Raw genomic sequence first — 21,003 nt, 5'->3', positions numbered from 1 at the left:
AAAACGCTAACCTTAGTCTTTATCTAATCCAAGCACATTTCTTAATTGCTCAAGAGAATGTAAATCCCCTTCTCGACTCGCCGCTGTAAGGGCCTGTGTCGGTGCATGAATCAAACGATTCGTTAATTTATTAGCCAGTTCTAAAATAAGGGCTTCACTGTCTCCCCCTTGGGCTAACTTATTAATGGCTCGTTCAACCAATTCATCCTTCACCGCCATGCTCTTATTGCGATATTCGCGAATACTGTCAACCGAACTCAGGGAACGAACCCATGCCATATACTGGTGAGATTGATCTTCAGCAATTAATTCAGCTTGCTCGGCAGCCTCTCGACGAGAGGCCATATTTTGTTCAATTATGCTTTGCAGATCATCTACTGTATAGAGGAAAGCGTCATCTAGCTCGGCTACCTCTGCTTCAATATCACGTGGAACCGCTATATCAACCAATAACATAGGTTGATGACGACGCTGCTTTAGCGCTTTTTCGACCATGCCTTTTCCAAGGATAGGTAATGGACTCGCCGTAGAGGATATCACGATATCCGCTTTAGCGAGAAAATCTGGGATTTGCTCTAGTGTAATAGGCTTAGCATCAAATTGTTTGCACATAGCTTGCGCGCGATGAATGGTTCTGTTTGCCACAGTCATTGACTTAACACCATTATCAAGTAAATGTTTTGCCACCAATTCTATGGTTTCTCCCGCCCCCACCAATAATACTTGGGTTTGACTCAAGGCTGAAAAAATATGTTTAGCCATACTCACAGCAGCAAAAGCCACCGATACCGCTGACGCGCCGATATCTGTTTCAGTTCGAATTTTTTTCGCCACAGAAAACGTATTTTGAAATAACTTATCCATGGAAAATGCAACTGTACCCGCCTCTCTCGCTTGAACAAAAGATTGCTTAACTTGCCCCAAAATTTGTGGTTCGCCTAATACTAAAGAGTCTAAGCCTGCTGAAACACGCATTAAATGTTTCACCGCTTCTTGATCTGTCAACGCATACAAACTTGAAGCGATATCGGCATGTTCCAGATCATGATATTGTTCAAGCCAGTCAATCATTAAACTGACATTAGGTGCATTAGAATACAGTTCTGTACGATTACAAGTCGAGATGATAACCGCTTCACCAGAGCAAGTGTGTGCCGCCAGGCTCTTCATGGCATCATGAATTTTATCTGGTGCAAACGCCACTTTTTCGCGAATATCCACAGTGGCTGTCTTATGGTTAATACCGATTGCTACAAGGCTCATCTGACTCGTTAGATTGTTACCATCTTATTTATTGGCCGCTATTCTACTGAATTGGGTTACTTAAAAACAGAATATGCTTAACAAAACCGAAGATTAATGTTCAATTCTGGGATTTTTTACAAAAAAAGCACCCTGACAGCTCATTTTTCACTCAAAAAAGCAGGCTAGCTTCCATTATAATGAAAAGATCATCATAAGCATTGGCTATTTTAACTCTCCCTCGTATTATAATCTGTCTAATCCAAAAATATCGAATAACTAATTTGACTGACTTAAGCAAAAAACTCTATTCATGGCTAATGCTAAGCTTAGTTTTTCTTTCTGGCTGTAGTAACCTGCCCAATAATCTTAGTCCTGTTTCCGTTGATAGGGCTTCAGATGCCACTGCATGGGAAATGACAGGAAAAATTGCGATTACTGTTCCCAATGATAAAGTAAGCAGTAATTTATACTGGTTACATACTGCCAATAGTGATGAACTGACACTGACAACCATGCTGGGTATTCAAGTGTTATCACTGACCCAAAAGCAAGGTAAAGCCCGCTTAATTGTCAATGGAGAAACCTATGAGGATAGTAATGCTCAAGCGCTACTATTACGTGTCACAGGCTGGACACTCCCCATTGACTCACTACCACTTTGGGTAACGGGACAATCCAGCTCTAATGACATGATTAAATTGAAAGATAGTCAAAATAGACCCATAGAAATAATGACACAAACTCATCCAATTTGGACCATTAATTATTTACGTTGGCAACAGCAACATGGTACGGAACTGCCCAAATTACTTTCACTGAATAACACCAATATCAAAATTAAAATCCAGATTAACCAATGGCAAGCTTTAGCAGCCTCTAAACACGCTGATAACTTACGCCATATTATTCCTGTTGAGAGCACCCCCTAGACATGACTTCATCTCTTTCATTAGCGTGGCCCGCTCCCGCGAAATTGAATTTATTTTTACATGTTAATCATCGCCGAGATGATGGCTATCACGAACTGCAAACTTTATTTCAATTCATTGATTACTGTGATTACCTTGATTTCAACGTTACACAAACACCAGCACTGACCCTCCATTCGACGATAAATAAAGTTGTCCCTCAAAACGATAACTTAATTCTCAAAGCTGCAAAATCATTACAAACTTATACCCAATGTGCACTAGGGGCTGAAATATATCTGGATAAGCGCTTACCGATGGGCGGCGGTATTGGTGGCGGGTCTTCAAATGCTGCCACGACATTAGTTGCACTTAATTCACTGTGGAACACCCAATTAAGCCAAGCAGAGCTGTGCCATATTGGGCTCAAACTTGGAGCAGATATTCCAGTATTTATTAATGGCTTATCTTCTTTTGCAGAAGGTATTGGTGAAAAACTCATTCCCGTCACTCCGATTGAGAAATGGTATCTTGTCATTACACCCAATGTTCATGTGTCTACCGCCGAAGTTTTTCAAGACCCCGAACTCACCCGTACGACCCCTAAACTCTCAATTGACTCATTAATGCACACATCTTGGCATAATGATTGTCAAAAACTGGTCGCCAAACGCTACCCTCAAGTTGCCAACGCCTTAGCGTGGCTGCTAGAATATGCGCCGTCAAGAATGACCGGAACCGGTGCTTGTGTTTTCGGGGAATTCGAGCAACATCAGCAAGCCCTATCCGCACTGGCTAAACTTCCTGCGGAAATGAGTGGATTTGTTGCACAAGGAAAAAATATATCGCCATTATCGCTGAGATTAGCTCAGCGTTAAAATACGCATCTGAAATAATATAATTATTTCAGCCACTAAAAATAACGCTTAAGCCTGAGGTTCATACAGTGCCTGACATTAAACTTTTTGCTGGTAACGCTACACCTAGTCTCGCTAAAAAAATAGCTGAACGTTTATTTTGTAAACTTGGAGACGCAGAAGTTGGCGTATTCAGTGACGGTGAAATCAGTGTCCAGATCAATGAAAATGTGCGAGGAGCGGATGTTTTCATCATTCAATCAACTTGTGCCCCAACCAATGATAATTTAATGGAACTGATTGTAATGGTTGATGCACTTCGCCGTGCATCTGCAGGTCGTATTACAGCCGTTATCCCTTATTTCGGCTATGCGCGTCAAGATCGTCGAGTACGCAGTGCCCGTGTGCCCATCACAGCAAAAGTGGTTGCAGACTTCTTATCCAGTGTCGGTGTGGATAGAGTATTAACTTGCGATTTGCACGCAGAGCAAATTCAAGGATTCTTTGATGTGCCAGTCGATAATGTCTTTGGTAGCCCTGTGTTACTGGAAGATATGATGCTTAAAGAACTGGAAAATCCAGTTGTTGTTTCACCTGATATTGGTGGTGTTGTCAGAGCACGTGCTGTCGCCAAGTTACTTGATGATTCTGATCTCGCGATTATTGATAAACGTCGTCCACAAGCTAATGTGGCTCAGGTCATGCATATTATCGGTGACGTTCAAGGCCGTGACTGTATTATTGTTGATGATATGATTGATACTGGCGGCACTTTATGTAAGGCGGCTGAAGCATTAAAAGAACATGGTGCAAACCGCGTTTTTGCTTACGCTACTCACCCTGTTTTTTCAGGCAATGCAGTACAAAATATTAAAGAATCAGTCATTGATGAAGTGATTGTGACAGATACCATTCCACTGAGTAAAGAAATTCAAGCACTGGATAAAGTCTCTCAATTAACCATGTCAACGGTTATGGCTGAAGCGATCCGCCGCGTCAGTAATGAAGAGTCAATCTCGGCAATGTTTGAGCACTAAATAAAAAAGTTAGCGCTTTTGCTAAAAAGCACACTTTACCGTGTGCTTTTTTCATGTTCATTCCAGCACCAATTAGCGACCATCCTCAAAAGAAGCGACTGCCGACGCTGTACCATAAGTTCCATCTTCATACAGAACGGTTGCAGATACACTGTACGCACTCATACTTCGAATAGTAAAAGAGCAATAATTGCCATTATCCGTACATTTACCCGCAGCGGCTCCCCCCCAAAGTACAGATGCTATTGCTTTATCTTCAACAATTCTAAATACGGCTGTGGTGTAACGCTGTCCATAAATCATCGCAAAACACGTTCGACTTCGAAACTCATCATAAGCTGGTGTATCAACATAACATTCCATCGTCGATGCCATCGCATTTGTGCCTAATACAGATAAGCCTATAAGTGCAGATAATTTTATTATTTTTTTCATTTTTCTTCCTTAAATAATGTTAAAAAACATATCTTTGATAGCCATATAACAGGCAAGTCAGTGCCAAACATGCAAAGGAAACATAAAAATAGCAACACTCTGGGACTTTTTAAAACAAACGGCTTAATGCTAAAGCGTCATAACCATGCATAATGATAGATGAAGCTTACTTTACAACCTATTTTCTCGCCGATATTGATTAACAATAATCCATAATAGACTCAATGAAATAGCAATAAAGAGCAAGCTGAAGTTGACAGCCGTATTGGCAAATTGAGACATAAATAAGGTCCCTAAAAGACTACCAAGACCATAACGCAGACAAGCTAAGACTGCACTTGCAGTCCCTGCCATAGACTGAAAATCCATCATTGCCGCCGATAAAGATGGCCCAAAACAAAAAGCTACTCCCCAAAATAGTAACCAAGCAGGTAAAATAAAAGTCACTGCATTTTGTGCAAGATAAACATTCGTTAGCAACATCAAAAATGCACCGACCAACATCAAACTTACGCCCAACATGATACTGCGATTAAGACCAAGAAACTCAACCCAACGATTAGAACAAAAAGCACCAATCACAAACATGAGCGCGCAACTAGCAAAATAAAGGCCATAAAGTTTTTGGCTTACATGATAATGCTCGATTAATATAAAAGGAGACATGCTTGTTAAAGTAAAAAATAACGTCACACTGGCAATACTGAATAAACTGTATTTCAGTAATTTTTTATTTTTTACAATAATAACATAATGACTCAATACCATTCCAAAGCCAGCTCTTTTTCTAGGTAAAGAGTGCCGAGTATCTTCCACAAAAAAGAGTGCGAGGAGCAGTGCTGCAATGCCAAAAATAAATAGCACAACAAATGCCGCTCTAAAGCTGTGAAATTGAGCCTGCAACAATCCACCAACAATAGGCCCTATTAAAGTACCTAACGTTGCAGCACTGGATAAAAAACCATAGCCTTTAGCGGCTTCGACACCCACATATTTATCACGAATGATCGCATAAGCTGTCACTACTGCAGCAGAAGCCGCTAAGCCTTGGATCACTCTGGCTATAATTAAACTCTGTACATCTAACGACAATGCACAAAATAATGAGCCTAATATATAAAAGAATAAAGCAAAAAGTGCACTTTGCCGACGACCAAATCGATCTGATAAAGGGCCAAAAATCAACTGGCCAACTCCCATAGATAAAGTATAGGCCGTCATCGTTAATTGCGATTCAAATTGAGAGCTTAATAAAGAGTACATCATGTTAGGCAGTGAAGGGGCATAGATATCTAGCGATAAAGTAATTAATCCCACCATAGGCGCTAATATAAAACACACTCCCAACATACTAGCGGGTAATTTTGCCTTCATACTCATACTCTCCAGCCAGCTTATGCCCTAGTCACTTAGACTCGAATGTTTTCAGTGCCCATAATAAGAATAATATTTAATAATACATACCAGTAGCTTATTTAAAATAAGCTAGGACATTTCATTTAATAACAAGCCTCAATTAGAGCAGTTTTAAAAAGCATATTAGAAGATATTCAATTACTTTATTTAACAAGATCTTGTGTCAATATCGTTGCAGAGATAGATTTACATCCTGTTGCATTTTGCCCACACCATAATGGAGAGAAGTCTTTAAGGCCTTTCGCTTCTGCTTTTTTACGCAAAGCGGTAATACTTGTTGCAGCCAAAGGAAAGGGAGGAACAAAAGGGCTCAAAGCCCCCATTTCAGTGATTACTCGATTCACAATCCCCCTTGCCGGCTTTCCAGAAAATAATGTTGTTAAGACCGTATGCTTTGAAGAGGTACTTTTGATTGCTTCTCTATGGATCTGACTCGTCTTTGCCTCATCACACAATAGGTACGCTGTCCCCACTTGTACCGCTAATGCACCAAAAGACAAAGCCAGTTTAACCGTTTGCGCGTCAACAATCCCCCCCGCAGCAATCACAGGCACTTGAACCTGACTTATCATTTGTGGCAATAAAGCAAAAGTACCGATTTGAGTACTCACATCCTGAGTTAAAAACATCCCTCTATGTCCACCAGCTTCAGATCCTTGGGCAATAATGGCATCCACTCCATTTGCTTCAAGCCACCTAGCTTCATCAATGGTTGTCGCCGTCGATAATACTTTTGTTCTCCAAGACTTTACTCGTGTTAATAAATCCTTACTCGGTAATCCAAAATGAAAACTAATAAAATCCGGTTGATAAGGCTCTATTACATCAGCAATATCATGGCTAAAAGGCACCCGTTTAGCGCCTTGTACAAGATCATCTCCGTTCACTTCATATTCTAAGAAATAAGGTTTTAAAGCCGACCTCCATGTTAATTCGCTAGCATGATTATACTCAGGAACTTGATGGCAAAAAAAATTGAGATTTATAGGAGTAGATACAGCAGCTTTTAATTTTTCAAGTTCCGCTTTTAGCACTTCAAGACTCAACATAGCGCAAGGCAATGAGCCCATTCCACCCGCTTTTGCCACTGCTATCGCCAGTTCACTATCTTGTACTCCCGCCATGGGGGCTTGAATAATCGGTAAGTTAATTCCGAAAAAATCTTGAAATGTCATCGTGTCGCCTCTCAAATTATCTCTTTGTAATAAAGATACTCCAAATTAATCAAAGCATGTGCTTTTAAAAAATAATTAACTTGAACCCTTTTAAATACAATCCCGCTTTCTTACTCTTACGGCTCACACATTCTAACCAAGCACGGCCATCTCAGCTCCCATTATCCAAGCCAGATTATCCACCATTTCCGTCCAATTAGACTCAATTTTCATTGTATGACTATCAACTGCGACTTCCACTTTGGTCACCACACTTCTGGCTTTTGTCGCATCAACCCTCACCTTTGTTTCTACCACTATGATCAAATATTCAATCACCTTTCATTGAAACAGTTTCGCGAAAAAGATCGGTTGCCACTGTTGTTTTTATGCCAAATAAACCAATTTCTATTACAGCCACCTTGTTAATTTTAACATCTAAATAACCTGAACGCGGGTTAAACAGCGCCGTTAAATATCAGTATTTAGTAAAAGTGAAATACACAAAAACAAAAAAATCCAATTAAGATGTTGATTTTAATTGCTATTAAATTTAAACCTGACACTCGTTCTCCCGAGTTCAAGTTAAATCAGTCATACTGATGCTCAATTTTACTTCAACCATCACATTCAAACAGAATTTGGCAGCAACTATTGCATCTACTACTCCCTTCATAATACCCCCTATCGACAATACCAATTTACCACTGTTATCATTACTCACACAATACGAATACAGGAAGTAAAGAGATAAAAAAGCTTGATGCGAGAAGGTGAGTAAATCTATTGAAAATTTCAACGTCAGTTTGGAGAATAAATTAGTTTAGTCCAAAAATGGTCGTTATTTTAAAAACACATTGGATATATAATATTAGAATTACAGCCCTTACCTTATAAAATACAATGTACGAGTAAATAATGAAAAATCAATTCATCCACATTTTATTGAATAGAGTCATATACATCAGAATAATATAAAACAAAGTCAACCTGTTCAAAAATCGGTGATCCATTTACACTCATCCTCCCAGCTGACAATAAAAGAGGATAACTAATTGATGTTTATCTTAATCTAACATTAAAATTCCAGACTCAAGAATAGCTATATCGTTTTGTTGGATACTAGTAGCATTTTCTTCAATTTTTGTCGTATTACTCATAACCGCAGTACCCACTATACTGACCACTGTCGCTACCGTATTGAGATCATTAGCAGTATCGGTGACCTTTGTTGAAACCTCCCCAATTTCAGTTCCAACAGCTCGAATTTCATTACCTTTCGCCACCAATTCCGTTGAAATACTGTCTACTGCTGTTTCTATCACTTCCACTTTTTCTTCAGTAGCAGCTAGTTTTGCTTGTACTAACTTCATTTCAGCTTCTGCTAAAGCAATTTTGGCAGCCGCCAATTCTTTTTTTGCCGCTGTCACTTCAGTCGCATTTTCGCCAATGTAAATACGTTCGAAAGACCATTTATTCAGTAATACATCAATAGACCATTTACTGGCTAAAGTTACATCAAATTTAAGACCAGCAGTCATTCCCACATAAGCACCAAATTTAATATTGTTATAATCACCAACTGTAATACTGGTTTTACTGCCAAAAAAGTAAGAATACGAATAATCCGCGACTATTTTTAATCCTTCAAAGGGTTCCACTGAGCCCTTTTTACTCACATCATGTGTTCCCATACTATCTCCTTATTAATGTCATCCACTTTTACTGCCTACAGAGCAAGCTAAAGAAAACAAATGCTATTAAATAAACTAATTGAGATTCAACTAAGTGTCGATGGTTTTTTAATTTAAAATACAAAAGCAAGTGATGCTTTATTCTCTTTACATATTATTTATACTGAATCAAAAATAAGCACAATATAAGCAGCAAATAGCGTAAGATGGACAATACCTTGCATAATATTGGTTCTGCGGCTCACAAACGTCACAACACTCACAACCAAAGTTAAAGCCAATAGCATAGATTCAAGAGGAGCCAGCCCTAACTCTACAGGTAAGGCTGTTATCCAACTCACACATAATACTGCTGGAATGGTTAACCCTATTGTAGCTAACGCCGATCCCAAACAAATATTCACCGATCGTTGTAACTTATTAGCCAGCGCTGAATTCACTGCACTTAATCCCTCCGGCGTTAGAATAATCGCCGCAATGAGAAATCCCCCTAATTCGACGGGTGCATGAGTCAATGCGATAACATGATCAATATACACCGCCAGTTTTTTAGACAAAAACACAATGACCAAAATAGCAGCAATTAACATAATAATATGATAAGACAAGGTCTTAACTATTAAATTATGCTCATGATTTTCAGTTGATGTGACTTGTTTTCGTTTATTTTCCGGTGGCTGAAAAATATCACTATGGGTCGTCGTTTGAATCGCCAAAAAGACACCATACAAAACCGTCGCTGCAACACCCAAAAAAATAGCCAATAACGGTGATAATGTTCCACCAAGCGTTGAATCAGTATAACTAGGCATCACTAAACCTAATACGGCCAGTGGAATTAAAACAGATAAATAAACATTAGCCCCTTGCACATTATAACTTTGCATTTTATGACGCCAACCACCCAGTAATAAACTTATCCCCACTAATCCATTCAATATAATCATCACAACAGAGAACATTGTGTCCCTGGCTAATGTTGGACTGTCGGCTCCAGTTAACATGACAGAAGAAATCAATGCGACCTCAATGAGAATAACAGAAAGAGTTAAAATCAAGGTGCCATAGGGCTCACCTAAAATAACGGCTAATGACTCAGCATGACGCACCACATTAAATGCACACCAAAGCATAATAAAAAAAACAGCGAGTAGCACAACAACACTCTGGTTATTTCCTAGTCTCTCTGGAGACAAACTGTCCTTTAAAAACAACAAAACGATTAATAATAAAAAACAGCATACTGTTGCAAGCTCTTGCCGTATTATTTTCATTTATCGCTCCTTGCTTATAATCATCATTGCTTTAGTGATTATCATAAGCATAGTTAACGATTATGATCTGCAATCACAATTTACAGTGACGAGCTGTATTATTAAATACTTTCTACAAGACAATACTGCATTCCTATATTCAGTAACAATATCTCCAAATGACAGCACCTAATAGAGCATCGCTTAGCACAATCCAAGAATAAAAAGGCATAAAACGGAAAGGAAGGAAAATTAAAACTCTAAAAATAACAAAGGCCTAGCAGTTATGCTAGGCCTTCTTGAATTTGGCAGGGGTGGAGAGACTCGAACTCCCAACCATCGGTTTTGGAGACCGCTGTTCTACCAATTGGAACTACACCCCTGTTGACGAAACGCATTATGCTGAAAAGCTTGCCAAAGGTAAAGTACTTTTTTACAATAAATGCTTAAGCGAATGATTTTCAACCGCTATGATGTTTTGTTACTCAACAACAACCCATCAATATCAAAGACAAACTATTTCAACGTAAGACATTTTTATTTATCTATTTTACTTTCCAAAATTCCTCTGATTTTATCGATATTAATTAATCTAGATCAAAGAAAGATTAAATAACAATCAAAACTGATACCTATTCATACATTTGTCACACTTTCGTTATCGATTAAATACATTAAAACCAGTACCCTCAGCCGCAGCCATATATTTATCTGTATATTTGAGCTTTAGACGTAGGAATTACTAATGAATAACAATGAAAAACGACTAAGAAACCATGATATTGTCCCTACCAGCGGCCAATCAACTCGAGTTTGGGTTGATGAACAAGCTGTTGATGCCATTCCAGGAGAAAACATTCTCAGTGTCCTATTTGCTGTGGGCAAAAGAACAATAACAAAAAATGATTACGGAAAGATCACTGGCGCCTATTGCGGCATGGGTGTTTGTCATTGTTGTACGGTTAAAGTTAACGGACAACATAAAGTAAAAGCATGCCAAACTCTCATCGAGCCAGAAATGCAAATCACCACTCAAGTAAATCGCTTGCAAGAAGAGGGATTATAAATATGCCTCAATCAATACAGCCTGTTGTGATTGTCGGTGCAGGCACTGCTGGTATTTCTGCTGCAGCTGAGCTAGCAGAGTCAGGTATTCATTCCATAGTAATAGATGAAGCGCCTAGAATTGGTGGCGCTGTTTTTCGTGGTCCGTTTCGAGAAGCCATAGAGCTACCTCACCTTGATAATAACCTCCGTAAAAAAATTGCCAACATACGTCAACTCTATCAGGAAAATCAATCCCAAATTCAATTGATGTTAGAAACCAGAGTATTGGGGCCATCTGGGGATAACGCATTACTTGTCCGTCACAAAAATGATGTGTTCGAAATCCCTTATGAGCAACTTATCATTGCAACAGGTTGCCATGAACGCAGCATTCCTTTTGATGGCTGGCAGCTTCCCGGTATTATGTTGCTTGGTGGAGTACAACTTCAACTTAAATCAGGATTAGTCAAGCCGGGTCAAAAAATAGCTATCGTAGGAACAGGTCCACTACTTCCTCTGGTCGCTTGTCAATTGCACAAAGCTGGTGTGCATGTTGTCGGTGTTTATGAAGCTGGAAAGTTTAGTGACTTCGCTAAGGAAAGTCGTGCTTTTTTAAACCGCCCTCTACTCACACTCGAAGGAATGGGATTATTAAGCTACCTTAAAGCACATGCTATCCCCATTCATTACGGCTGGGGCATTGTTTCTGCCACAGGACAAGACAGCCTAAAAAACATCACTGTTGCTCAATACAATGAAGATTGGTATCCCATTCAAAATACTGAAAAACAGATTGAAGTCGACAGCCTTGCCGTGGGATATGGTTTTGTCTCCCGCAACCAATTATCTCAACTCATGGGTATAGAACACGATGTGTGTTCTTTTAGTGGTCTTAAACCCCAGGTCAACGAATGGCAAATGAGCTCTCGCGTTAATACTTATATTGCAGGAGACAGTGTGGGGATATTAGGTGGTGAAGGTGCAATGATGGAAGGTCGAATAGCTGCTTTAGCCATTGCCCAAAATTTAAAAGTCATGTCATCGATTGTCGCTAAAGAAAAAGCCAACGAATACTTTAACTTACTTAATAAAGTGAAATTGTTTAGAGCTGGATTTGATCGCGTCGGCCGTCGCCGAGAAGGACTATTATCGCTACTTAAGCCTGAAACGCTAGTTTGTCGTTGTGAAAATGTCTCCCGCGCAGATATTGATACAGTCATTGATCAAGGAATAAAAGATATTACCGCCTTAAAAATGCGGACCCGCGTAGGTATGGGTGATTGCCAAGGAAAAACCTGTAATAGCTACTGTCAAGACAGGCTCAGACAAGAGCTTGATACACTCGATGTTGGATATGTCAAACCTCGATTTCCACTTGATCCTATTCCTTTTTCAGCATTATCAGAAGGTGCATAAGTATGCCTACTCTCTCAAATAAAAAATATGATATCGTGATCGCCGGCGGTGGGGTCATTGGTGCAGCTTGTGCTTACTTTTTAAGTAAAGACAAAGATCTTAATATTGCCCTAGTGGATTTAAAAAAGCCTGGAAATGCCTCACGCGCTTCAGCAGGTGGTCTATGGGCTATTGGTGAGTCAGTTGGCTTAGGTTGTGGAGTGATTTTCTTTAAACGTATGTCAATGCAACGAGCCGAGTCACAAGGGGAAGACTTACCTCCCATGCGCCCCCATGTTCTACCTGATAGCTTCTTTGAATTTGCTTTAAAAAGTAATGACATGTACCCCGCACTTTGGCAAGAATTAAAAGATAAACATGGTGTCGACTTCAAATTTGAAAAAACGGGTCTTAAATACATCATGTATGACAAATATGACAAGCTCTATGCTGACTCGATTGTGGAACAAATCCCCGGTCTTCGTGACGAAATAAATTGGCTTAGTAGCGAAGATCTCGCTAAAGATGAGCCCTATATTAATGCCAATGCCATTGGTGCACTTGAATTTAAATGTGATCATCAAGTCAATCCTTATCGCCTGAACGAAGCCTATATGGAAGCGGCTAGACAAAATGGTGTCGAGCTATTTTTACAAACTGAAGTCACTGGCATCGAAAAACTAGGAAATCGTATTACAGGCGTCAACACCACTAAAGGTAGCCTGCAATGTGACATGCTCATCAATGCCGCTGGCAGTTGGGCAGCAGAGTTAAGTAAAATGGCAACGGGTATTGAAATCCCAGTTTACCCTGTTAAAGGGCAAATTATTCTTTCAGAAAAATTACCTAAAGTCCTTAAAGGCTGTGTCTCAACGACAGACTGCTATATCGCCCAAAAAGACAATGGGGAAGTATTAATTGGCAGCACCACTGAAGAAAAAGGATTTGATACGACCAATACTCTGCCTGAGCTGAAAGAATTGGCCAATGGCGCGATGCGCTGTCTACCTGTATTGAATGACATGAACATCAAACGTTGTTGGGCTGGCCTCAGACCCGGCACCCCAGACGAACTGCCTATTTTAGGTGAAATGGAAGGTGTTGATGGCTACCTTAATGCTTGCGGGCATTTTAGAACAGGCATTTTAACTTCTGCGATTACAGGTAAACTCATTAACGATCTCTATCGTGGCCTACCACTGGATTTAGACATTACTCCGTTTAAACATGCGCGCTTTAATGAGCAACATAAAAAACAGGCTTAACAGCTTAAACTCCAATAAGTGTATTTAAGCATGTAATACCTAGCCTTAACGCTTCATCTTTGAAATGTTAAGGCTATTAATGTACATACACCCGTGACTGAGGGAGCCCTCTCTATTAACTCCCCAAATAAAAATCATTTAAGAATTGAGAATACTCAGCCAAACTGGGTAAACCCACTGCTTTTCTGTGTAGATCCACATTTTCTTCATCTTCTATCTCATCAGGAACATACTTTCCTTTCTCAAAAATAAATTGGGTACCGTAATATTGCGGCTTGCCTTTATGAACCAATACCTTGTCGTACAATAATGCATAGTCTTGTCCTTCTAATTCTCCAGCCAGATACCGTTGCTTAATTAAAAGGAGCATTTGTTCTTGAAAGTGAAAGTCGGTGAGATGCAACGTAAGCAGGCTAAACGCTTTTAAGCCATCTGTTCCTATATCACTGCTTTTGAGCCGTTTATATTGATGGATGATTTTTTTTAATTTTTCTGTATTGCTGTTATCAAGTTGTTCAATCTCATCGTCATGCTCCCTATTTTTACTATAAATGAATTTAAAGCGTACTTCTTGATCTCTCTCCACCATTTCAAGCAATACTTTCCTTACCGCAGGTAAATGAATGTCACTTTCAGCACTCACTATCTCTGTTGAGCTACAACCTTGCTGTAATAGTGTTGTACTAATTAAAACAAAACATAAAATAAAACGGCGCATATCATCCCTAAACATCGTTATTTCATTAAGAATAAAAGTATTCCTTAAGCAGGCTTAAAAATAAATATCACTTTAATCGTAAGCGATAAATGATTAGTCAAAACTAAAAAACTGATATTTTAACTTTTTTATTACTATATTTTAAATACTTACCTAACTAACGACATCAATATCATGCCCCCAACATTCATCATTGGACTGTTCATATTGTTGACCCATAGGAAAAATGACACTCATCTTTTGTCCTTCGTTACTCACTTCTGCTTGTTGCTGGCTGTGATCCGGAAAACGGCTCTCATTGGTATTGGTAGTTATTGCAGTTGAATAACAAGCTTGCAGTAATACAATACCGACTATTGTGGGTATTAACCTCAAGATTAAAATAAAACGGTGCATGTCATCCCTAACATCATTATTTAATTAAGAATAACAGTATTCCTTAAGCAGGCTGAGAAATAAATATCACTTTAATCGTAAGTCATAAACGATTAGCTAACGCTAAAGAATGGCTTATTGAATAAACTATTGGGTTAGGAGAAATAAGTGAGTGCTCTAAAGTAAACAATGCCACTAACGTAGCGGCATTGAATTAGCACTAAATGTCTATCAGATGACTAGCCCTCTTGCTTTAGCTTACGCCCTGTCGACTGCACTTTTTTATACATCTTAGACAATTGTTTATTGCGCAAACGTTTATCAGCTAAAGTCGCACCATTACGCATTTGTTCTCGCAATAACTTTTGATAATTGTTAAAGCGTCTTTCAGTCAAGGCACCACTGTCAATAGCTGCAATCACTTTACAACCAGGCTCTGTATGGTGCTGACAGTTAGTAAAACGACACTGAGATATCAGCGCATTAAGATCAGCAAACGTTTCTTGTACACCGACGCTACAATCTGCTAATTGTAACTCTCGCATGCCGGGGGTATCGAGTAATAAGCCTCCGCTTGCTAATAAATGCAGCGAACGCGACGTAGTAGTGTGACGCCCTTTACTGTCATCTTCACGAACACCTGCTGTGATTTGTGCTTTTTGACCTAGTAATGCATTAATTAAACTCGACTTGCCAACACCAGACGATCCCATTAACGCGATGGTTTGCCCCATTTTACACCAAGATAACAGCACCTTTATCGATGTCACATCAAGACTATTAACCGCTTCAATCATTAATTGACTATCGAGTTGTTTAGCTTGTTTAACTGTATCCTCGACATCATCACAAAGATCAACTTTAGTCAGTACAAGGATAGGCTCAACATGTGCTTCATGAGCAAGCGCTAAATACCGCTCAATTCGGTTCAAATTAAAATCATGATCCAATGCAGCCACAATAAACACAGTATCAATATTGGCTGCGATATATTGCTCCGCGACTTTACTACCCGCAGCTTTACGACTGAACAATGATTGTCTTTCTAATAACCTTTCAAACACTTGCGCTTCATTTAAAACAACCCAATCACCCACGCTCATCAAAGGTTGGCTTTGATGTACAGGTATCGATATTTCGCCTTGCTCAGTGGCCAATAGGTAACCACTTCTATAGTGAGCAATCACTTTAGCAATAGTCGAGTGTTCTATATCAATTACTGTAAGCTGTTGTTGAAAAAACGTTCTCCAACCAAGTTGGTGTAATGTAACGGGATAAGTAAATAGTGTTTCAGTATTCATTGGTTTTACCCTAGACATATGCGTAAACTTATCGACAGTTTCGCAACATCAAAAACAATTAAGTTAGGGTCTAATTTAGGTATTATGACCCCGGCTCCAAACATACACTGGGTAAAAGAAACGCAAACAGGAACCAAAGGGATAGTAAGTTATCCAATAAGAAATAATTGATAAGCAAACCTTAAAATAAAAAACACTTAATCTAACATCACTGCTTTATCATTCCCATTTATACGCGTATGACTTTTACTGCCGTATATAAGGTATTAATTACAATCATCTTACATCCTCTCATTATCTATTGACTCAAAAAGCCTACCAGAAAAACAGTAATAGCAACAGTACCGATGCTGTTTTTTTGAGCTTATTCCCACAATAAAAAGTGACAAAATATGTCATCAATACACGTTTGTTTCAATCCTGCTTTAAGTTGTCAATTATTCGATTGACCTTTTCCTCAAGAATATTCTCGCCTAGTCAATTTCAATAAAAATCACTATCGTTAACACTATTTAACCTGAACTCGGGGTAAGCAGCGCCGCTTAATAGCGCTATTTAGCCATATTAAACAATAAAGAATTAGTTGAATGATTTTAACCCTATTAACTTTAAATGGATTACCAATATTCTTTGACACTCATGATCCCGATTTCAGGTTATTTAATAAAATCAAACCAATAAATATCAATAAGTTAAAAACATAAAAAATAATATAAGATAAAATTTAAAATTGATGACTTTTTTGATAGATATTAAACCAAAGTCGTATACCATGGTCGTAAATTATTGTTATTAGGATAAATGCTAGAATGAAAAGAATTCTTACGGCCTTTGAACAACTGGGACTGTCACTAAAAATAGGTGAACTACAATTTAACGGCGAGGGTTATTTACCCATAACCCTGAACGATCAACACACAATTCACTGTCAAATTAATGAGAATAGGGATGCTGTAGCCCTTTATTCAGAAGTTGCTGATTTAACTAGCATAAAATCTGCTAATTTACTCTTTAAGTTATTAACAGAAAACTTTTTAAACCAAGACACCCATCAGTTCAACTTTAATATTCACCCAGAAACGCATTGGTTACTTTTATCAAGATCAATTGATGAGTCCGTGATTAACTCAAACACATTAGAAGTCCTGATAAACAACTTGAACGACGCCATTATAACTTGGAAAAAACACATTAATGATCTTTTGCAAGACACACTCACTAAAACAAAATATCAAGACAAACACCAGATCCCCGCTAATAAATTTTCTTTTATTTCTATGTAATAAAAAACAAACCTCTAGATGGGAACTTGCAACACTCAAACACTATTCTCAAATTTCAGTCTATTTTACTTATGCACTCATTAACAAATAAAGAGTGCCAAAAGCCCTCCTCAATATCACCGATTACACAGACGCATTAACTTTAAAAACTGTACTAACTTGCGTATTAAAGGCAGGGTTTTGATATAAGGCAGCCGTGTTGCTCTGCTTTAGCAAAGTAGAGGCGGTATGCTCAATAAAAGCAATTGTCAGATCTGAGAGCGCATTACCAATACTAAAACGCTTCACACCTAAATCTTGTAACTGACTTATATCAGTAAGAGCCGGTAGCGACATAACATTAACGGGGGCCGCAATGCTGCGAGTCACCGCCTTAATGTCATCACTTTGAATCATGCCGGGCACAAAGATACCGCTCGCCCCGCTGGCAATATAATAACTGCCCCGCGTTATCGTCTCTTGAAGCGGATCTTTAGCATGAAAATAAGCATCAATACGGGCATTAATGAAAAAATCCTGATAACCCGCATCGTCCAATCCCGAGCGAATTGACTTGATAAGCTCTCCATGAGCAGCGGTATCTTTCAGACCACCTTCAACACTGTCAGCCAAATGACTGGCAAAAGGTTTAAATGAATCTTCGATATTGATGCCAACTACACCTAGGTTTGCCAGTGTTATCACATTATCTATAATCTCATCATTTGTCTCTGCAAAACCCGACTCAATATCAACGGTCACCGGAATACTGACCACAGCCATCATTTTCTCGACAATCGATAAACATGCCTGAAAAGAAATCATCTCACCATCTTGATACCCTAGACTATTGGCCATTCCCCAACTTGTGGTTCCTATTGCCTTAAAGCCAGCTTGTTCTAAAATAAGAGCAGAGAGTGCATCCCATGCATTCGGCAGTAAAAGTGGTGCTTCTTGTGCGTGCAGTTTTTTAAAATTATCATAAGCATTCATTTGTCACTCCGTTGATATAATTTTTTTATTATTAAAAAGTAGCGATATTTAACGGCACTTCTTACCCAAGTTCAGGTCAAATTAATCTAGAAACTGTGTTTTCGCCTGACGCTTGGAAATAATAGAGCCAACATCACTATAAGACTGAGAAATTGATTGTTTGATATCAATGTCTTCATGCTGCAATAACCATAACTTACGTTCAAGTCCGCCAGCATAACCGGTGAGCGAACCATTGGCACCAATGACACGATGACACGGCACAATGATACTAATAGGGTTTCGACCATTTGCCCCTCCCACCGCCTGTGCGCCTTTAGGTTTATTCACCATTTTTGCAATATCAGCATAGGTCACGGTTTGCCCAAAAGGGATTTGACTCAAACACTGCCAAACCGCTTTTTGAAAATTCGTGCCTTGCGCATCAATGGGTAAATCAAAGCCTTGACGTGATCCATTAAAATATTCAAGTAATTGCACCTTACAGTCATCTGTCACATTATTAGCACTCTCGACGCCTTTATCTGAGCCACAGAATATTAACTGGCGAATACCACTATCAGATGCCTTACATTCCATCAAACCAAGTGGTGTCTCTAAATAATCGGTATACATCGACATTACAACTGGCTCCATAATTGAAAAGTTAAATAGCTGCCCCAAGGAGAAACTTGCTCTGAACTTAGTTCCTCTATAGGATCTTTTTCATCACCATTCTTATTGATTAACACTTTGGCTAATGCCTTTTTAACTCCTAAATCTCCCACTAAAAAAATATCTGGATCGCTTAAGCCTCTCATGCGAGCATATTCAACAGTCCACGGCCCAATACCTTTTAACGTCAACCATTGACTGGTATCGTTTACTACCCTTTCTTCTAACCCGTTTTGTGTACCTTCAAAATTCCCCAGAGTGGTTTTATCACAAGCACTGTTGGCCGTCATATCACAATAGCCCTGAGCGGCCATGTCACAATAGTGTTGCGCCAAATTACGCAAAGTTTGCTTACGAGAGCCTGGTATTTTTAAAAAAGCCAGCTCACTCATCGCAATGGCTTGAGGTGAAGGAAACAAGATATGTTCCCCATAAGACTCACCTAACTCGTTAACCAACGTTGTCACCAAATTACGCGCTGCTGTCACCGAAATTTGCTGACCTAAAATGGCACGAATACCAGCTTCAAATAAGCTCCAAATGCCTGGTAATCTCACACCAGATTTAAAAGGAAAAGAAGCTGGTAAACACGCTTTTAAATCTGCTTCAACAGCTTGTACATCAAGATCTAAATCCAAAATACGACGAATATTATTAATAATCGCTTTAAGATGTTTCACCTCATTTAACTCAATATTCACCCCAAACATATTCTGCTTGGCATGATGCTTAGCAGTGAAACACCCAACAGTGCCATACCAATTAAACGTGCGCCCATAAGAGTGTTCATCACACCATTCGAGCTTATCTACCGCTCTAGCTGCTAGGGTTCCTTGCATTAAAGACCAATCAAATGGTGGCCGATAATAAAGCTTCAATGTCACTTGATTAAACTTATCCCCCCCCGTTTTGCGTACTTGAGAGGGCGTTAATTTAAGCTCGGCCTTAAAGCAATCATTAAAACGTCGAATACTGTCAAAACCACTTGCTAGTGCCACTTGAATAATAGGTAACTGAGTTTGCTGTAATAATTGCTTAGCAAACAAGCACTGCTGATAAAGGGAATAACGCTTCGGCGACATGCCTAAATGTTGCTTAAATACTTGCCTCAAATAACGATCGCTGATCCCTAACCGCTCAGATAACTGTGCCAATGATAGAGATTGCAACGCCCCCTCATCGATTAAACGCATTGCTCTATCTAATGTCGCATTGACACCTTTCCATGCTGGCGAGTAAGGTGCACTGTCAGGACGACATCTTAAACAAGGTCTGAATCCCGCAGTTGCACACTCAATAGCAGAAGAAAAGTATTGTACATTTTCCTCTTTTGGAGGGCTTGCAGGGCAAATACTACGGCAATAGATCCCCGTCGTTTTTACTGCAGTAAAAAACTGTCCATCAAAGCGAGGATCTCTCGATAATCTCGCTTTCTGACAAATACTCGTATCCAACATTAAGCGTCCCCTCCTTCTCTCAGACTTTATGAAACCAGTATATCCTGACTCAGAAAGTAAACTAGCCAGAATCGGAACTGAATGTGATAAAAAAATTTGCCTCGAAAGGAAGTACTCAAAAATGATAACGATATTGTCGATAATATTTTTATGCTTGGAACATGTTCATTGAAACACTGGGCAAGTGACAAAATATGCTCTAGAGAGTGGGCTAAGTTAATCAGTTAGTTTTCTAGATTGATATAAAAACAAGAGGGCGCCTATCATGGCCAGCTACGGGGCCATCAATCTGCATCCTGCATAGACTGGCATTCCCTATATCCATATAGGTCACCACCCTCCGCGTAGACTCACAGGGATGTGAGGAATGTAGACAATGTCGGGAATAATTTTCTACCAGAGCCAGCATCAAGCTTTGCTTGATAACCGCAGACTCTTCACCCTACTATCACATGAAATGATACCAATCTAAGTAAAAATATGATCTAATTGTATTTATTACATTCGCTTTATGGTTTGTTATGGATAACCTAAAAA

General features: G+C 39.2%; 20 protein-coding genes and 1 tRNA gene. 7 read left to right on the top strand and 14 right to left on the bottom strand.

Translation table 11 applies throughout. The annotated features are described in order from the left end of the window. Positions 1-12: 12 nt before the first annotated feature. Entirely contained in the window at positions 13-1,263 is a 1,251-nt protein-coding gene (hemA, locus tag Q0976_RS08145; protein WP_299492839.1) for a glutamyl-tRNA reductase, read from the bottom strand. Between the two features lie 299 nt (positions 1,264-1,562). Between hemA and lolB the strand changes: the two genes are divergently transcribed. The 3 genes from lolB to Q0976_RS08130 all read left to right on the top strand — a co-directional run bounded on the left by lolB (position 1,563) and on the right by Q0976_RS08130 (position 4,047). After that, positions 1,563-2,174 (top strand): lipoprotein insertase outer membrane protein LolB, encoded by a 612-nt coding sequence (gene lolB / locus Q0976_RS08140; RefSeq protein ID WP_299492837.1) that lies wholly within the window; start codon positions 1,563-1,565, stop codon positions 2,172-2,174. Between the two features lie 2 nt (positions 2,175-2,176). Beyond that, on the top strand, positions 2,177-3,031 hold the full coding sequence (gene ispE, locus Q0976_RS08135; protein ID WP_299492835.1) for a 4-(cytidine 5'-diphospho)-2-C-methyl-D-erythritol kinase: 855 nt from the start codon (positions 2,177-2,179) through the stop codon (positions 3,029-3,031). 68 nt (positions 3,032-3,099) lie between these two features. Continuing rightward, positions 3,100-4,047 carry a ribose-phosphate pyrophosphokinase gene (locus Q0976_RS08130; RefSeq protein WP_299492833.1) on the top strand — a complete coding sequence of 316 codons (948 nt, stop codon included), beginning with the start codon at positions 3,100-3,102 and terminating at the stop codon, positions 4,045-4,047. Positions 4,048-4,119: 72 nt separating this feature from the next. On the opposite strand, the gene Q0976_RS08125 is transcribed toward Q0976_RS08130, so the two are convergent. The 7 genes from Q0976_RS08125 to Q0976_RS08095 form a co-directional block, all read right to left on the bottom strand. Continuing rightward, entirely contained in the window at positions 4,120-4,482 is a 363-nt protein-coding gene (locus Q0976_RS08125; protein ID WP_299492831.1) for a hypothetical protein, read from the bottom strand. Positions 4,483-4,653: 171 nt separating this feature from the next. Continuing rightward, positions 4,654-5,856 (bottom strand): multidrug effflux MFS transporter, encoded by a 1,203-nt coding sequence (locus Q0976_RS08120; RefSeq protein WP_299492829.1) that lies wholly within the window; start codon positions 5,854-5,856, stop codon positions 4,654-4,656. A gap of 185 nt (positions 5,857-6,041) precedes the next feature. Beyond that, complete coding sequence (locus tag Q0976_RS08115; RefSeq protein ID WP_299492828.1) at positions 6,042-7,073, bottom strand: nitronate monooxygenase; 1,032 nt, start codon at positions 7,071-7,073, stop codon at positions 6,042-6,044. 132 nt (positions 7,074-7,205) lie between these two features. Continuing rightward, on the bottom strand, positions 7,206-7,379 hold the full coding sequence (locus Q0976_RS08110; RefSeq protein ID WP_299492826.1) for a hypothetical protein: 174 nt from the start codon (positions 7,377-7,379) through the stop codon (positions 7,206-7,208). 740 nt (positions 7,380-8,119) lie between these two features. Then, a complete protein-coding gene (locus tag Q0976_RS08105; protein ID WP_299492824.1) occupies positions 8,120-8,746 on the bottom strand; it encodes a hypothetical protein in 627 nt (208 codons plus the stop codon). 158 nt (positions 8,747-8,904) lie between these two features. Beyond that, entirely contained in the window at positions 8,905-10,020 is a 1,116-nt protein-coding gene (locus Q0976_RS08100) for a calcium:proton antiporter (protein ID WP_299492822.1), read from the bottom strand. Between the two features lie 285 nt (positions 10,021-10,305). Then, positions 10,306-10,382 (bottom strand) — tRNA-Trp (locus tag Q0976_RS08095). Positions 10,383-10,744: 362 nt separating this feature from the next. On the opposite strand from Q0976_RS08095, the gene Q0976_RS08090 reads away from it, so the two are divergent. Genes Q0976_RS08090 through Q0976_RS08080 form a run of 3 tightly spaced genes read left to right on the top strand, consistent with a single transcriptional unit; the run spans position 10,745 to position 13,706 of the window. Further along, on the top strand, positions 10,745-11,065 hold the full coding sequence (locus Q0976_RS08090) for a 2Fe-2S iron-sulfur cluster-binding protein (RefSeq protein ID WP_299492820.1): 321 nt from the start codon (positions 10,745-10,747) through the stop codon (positions 11,063-11,065). A gap of 2 nt (positions 11,066-11,067) precedes the next feature. Further along, on the top strand, positions 11,068-12,462 hold the full coding sequence (locus Q0976_RS08085; RefSeq protein ID WP_299492818.1) for an FAD/NAD(P)-binding oxidoreductase: 1,395 nt from the start codon (positions 11,068-11,070) through the stop codon (positions 12,460-12,462). A 2-nt stretch (positions 12,463-12,464) separates the two neighbouring features. Next, positions 12,465-13,706: an FAD-dependent oxidoreductase gene (locus Q0976_RS08080; RefSeq protein WP_299492816.1), complete on the top strand. Its 1,242-nt coding sequence runs from the start codon at positions 12,465-12,467 to the stop codon at positions 13,704-13,706. A gap of 115 nt (positions 13,707-13,821) precedes the next feature. Here the strand turns inward: Q0976_RS08080 and Q0976_RS08075 are convergent, their stop codons facing one another. From Q0976_RS08075 to rsgA, 3 genes are all read right to left on the bottom strand, one after another. Beyond that, positions 13,822-14,439, bottom strand: a complete 618-nt coding sequence (locus Q0976_RS08075) for a DUF6624 domain-containing protein (protein ID WP_299492814.1) — start codon at positions 14,437-14,439, stop codon at positions 13,822-13,824. 138 nt (positions 14,440-14,577) lie between these two features. Beyond that, positions 14,578-14,820: a hypothetical protein gene (locus tag Q0976_RS08070; RefSeq protein ID WP_299492812.1), complete on the bottom strand. Its 243-nt coding sequence runs from the start codon at positions 14,818-14,820 to the stop codon at positions 14,578-14,580. A gap of 218 nt (positions 14,821-15,038) precedes the next feature. Beyond that, positions 15,039-16,100 carry a ribosome small subunit-dependent GTPase A gene (rsgA, locus tag Q0976_RS08065; RefSeq protein ID WP_299492810.1) on the bottom strand — a complete coding sequence of 354 codons (1,062 nt, stop codon included), beginning with the start codon at positions 16,098-16,100 and terminating at the stop codon, positions 15,039-15,041. An 809-nt stretch (positions 16,101-16,909) separates the two neighbouring features. On the opposite strand from rsgA, the gene Q0976_RS08060 reads away from it, so the two are divergent. Beyond that, positions 16,910-17,383, top strand: coding sequence for a type III secretion system chaperone (locus Q0976_RS08060; RefSeq protein ID WP_299492808.1), 474 nt, complete (start codon positions 16,910-16,912; stop codon positions 17,381-17,383). Between the two features lie 123 nt (positions 17,384-17,506). On the opposite strand, the gene Q0976_RS08055 is transcribed toward Q0976_RS08060, so the two are convergent. The 3 genes from Q0976_RS08055 to Q0976_RS08045 all read right to left on the bottom strand — a co-directional run bounded on the left by Q0976_RS08055 (position 17,507) and on the right by Q0976_RS08045 (position 20,466). Continuing rightward, positions 17,507-18,355 carry an isocitrate lyase/phosphoenolpyruvate mutase family protein gene (locus Q0976_RS08055; protein WP_299492806.1) on the bottom strand — a complete coding sequence of 283 codons (849 nt, stop codon included), beginning with the start codon at positions 18,353-18,355 and terminating at the stop codon, positions 17,507-17,509. An 81-nt stretch (positions 18,356-18,436) separates the two neighbouring features. Further along, complete coding sequence (locus Q0976_RS08050) at positions 18,437-18,976, bottom strand: methylated-DNA--[protein]-cysteine S-methyltransferase (protein ID WP_366525073.1); 540 nt, start codon at positions 18,974-18,976, stop codon at positions 18,437-18,439. Next, positions 18,976-20,466 carry an AlkA N-terminal domain-containing protein gene (locus Q0976_RS08045; protein ID WP_299492805.1) on the bottom strand — a complete coding sequence of 497 codons (1,491 nt, stop codon included), beginning with the start codon at positions 20,464-20,466 and terminating at the stop codon, positions 18,976-18,978. Before Q0976_RS08045 ends, Q0976_RS08050 begins: the two co-directional genes overlap by 1 nt. Positions 20,467-21,003: the final 537 nt, after the last annotated feature.

It is taken from the genome of uncultured Shewanella sp., from assembly GCF_947501665.1.
In the GTDB taxonomy this organism is placed as follows: Bacteria; Pseudomonadota; Gammaproteobacteria; order Enterobacterales; family Shewanellaceae; genus Shewanella.
This window is presented reverse-complemented; position numbering and strand designations above follow the sequence as displayed.

Bases quoted from the DNA above. Each gene is read 5' to 3' on its own strand.
- hemA (WP_299492839.1), bottom strand. From the start codon at position 1,263: ATGAGCCTTGTAGCAATCGGTATTAACCATAAGACAGCCACTGTGGAT.
- lolB (WP_299492837.1), top strand. From the start codon at position 1,563: ATGCTAAGCTTAGTTTTTCTTTCTGGCTGTAGTAACCTGCCCAATAAT.
- ispE (WP_299492835.1), top strand. From the start codon at position 2,177: ATGACTTCATCTCTTTCATTAGCGTGGCCCGCTCCCGCGAAATTGAAT.
- Q0976_RS08125 (WP_299492831.1), bottom strand. From the start codon at position 4,482: ATGAAAAAAATAATAAAATTATCTGCACTTATAGGCTTATCTGTATTA.
- Q0976_RS08120 (WP_299492829.1), bottom strand. From the start codon at position 5,856: ATGAAGGCAAAATTACCCGCTAGTATGTTGGGAGTGTGTTTTATATTA.
- Q0976_RS08115 (WP_299492828.1), bottom strand. From the start codon at position 7,073: ATGACATTTCAAGATTTTTTCGGAATTAACTTACCGATTATTCAAGCC.
- Q0976_RS08105 (WP_299492824.1), bottom strand. From the start codon at position 8,746: ATGGGAACACATGATGTGAGTAAAAAGGGCTCAGTGGAACCCTTTGAA.
- Q0976_RS08100 (WP_299492822.1), bottom strand. From the start codon at position 10,020: ATGAAAATAATACGGCAAGAGCTTGCAACAGTATGCTGTTTTTTATTA.
- Q0976_RS08090 (WP_299492820.1), top strand. From the start codon at position 10,745: ATGAATAACAATGAAAAACGACTAAGAAACCATGATATTGTCCCTACC.
- Q0976_RS08085 (WP_299492818.1), top strand. From the start codon at position 11,068: ATGCCTCAATCAATACAGCCTGTTGTGATTGTCGGTGCAGGCACTGCT.
- Q0976_RS08080 (WP_299492816.1), top strand. From the start codon at position 12,465: ATGCCTACTCTCTCAAATAAAAAATATGATATCGTGATCGCCGGCGGT.
- Q0976_RS08075 (WP_299492814.1), bottom strand. From the start codon at position 14,439: ATGTTTAGGGATGATATGCGCCGTTTTATTTTATGTTTTGTTTTAATT.
- Q0976_RS08070 (WP_299492812.1), bottom strand. From the start codon at position 14,820: ATGCACCGTTTTATTTTAATCTTGAGGTTAATACCCACAATAGTCGGT.
- rsgA (WP_299492810.1), bottom strand. From the start codon at position 16,100: ATGAATACTGAAACACTATTTACTTATCCCGTTACATTACACCAACTT.
- Q0976_RS08060 (WP_299492808.1), top strand. From the start codon at position 16,910: ATGAAAAGAATTCTTACGGCCTTTGAACAACTGGGACTGTCACTAAAA.
- Q0976_RS08055 (WP_299492806.1), bottom strand. From the start codon at position 18,355: ATGAATGCTTATGATAATTTTAAAAAACTGCACGCACAAGAAGCACCA.
- Q0976_RS08050 (WP_366525073.1), bottom strand. From the start codon at position 18,976: ATGTCGATGTATACCGATTATTTAGAGACACCACTTGGTTTGATGGAA.
- Q0976_RS08045 (WP_299492805.1), bottom strand. From the start codon at position 20,466: ATGTTGGATACGAGTATTTGTCAGAAAGCGAGATTATCGAGAGATCCT.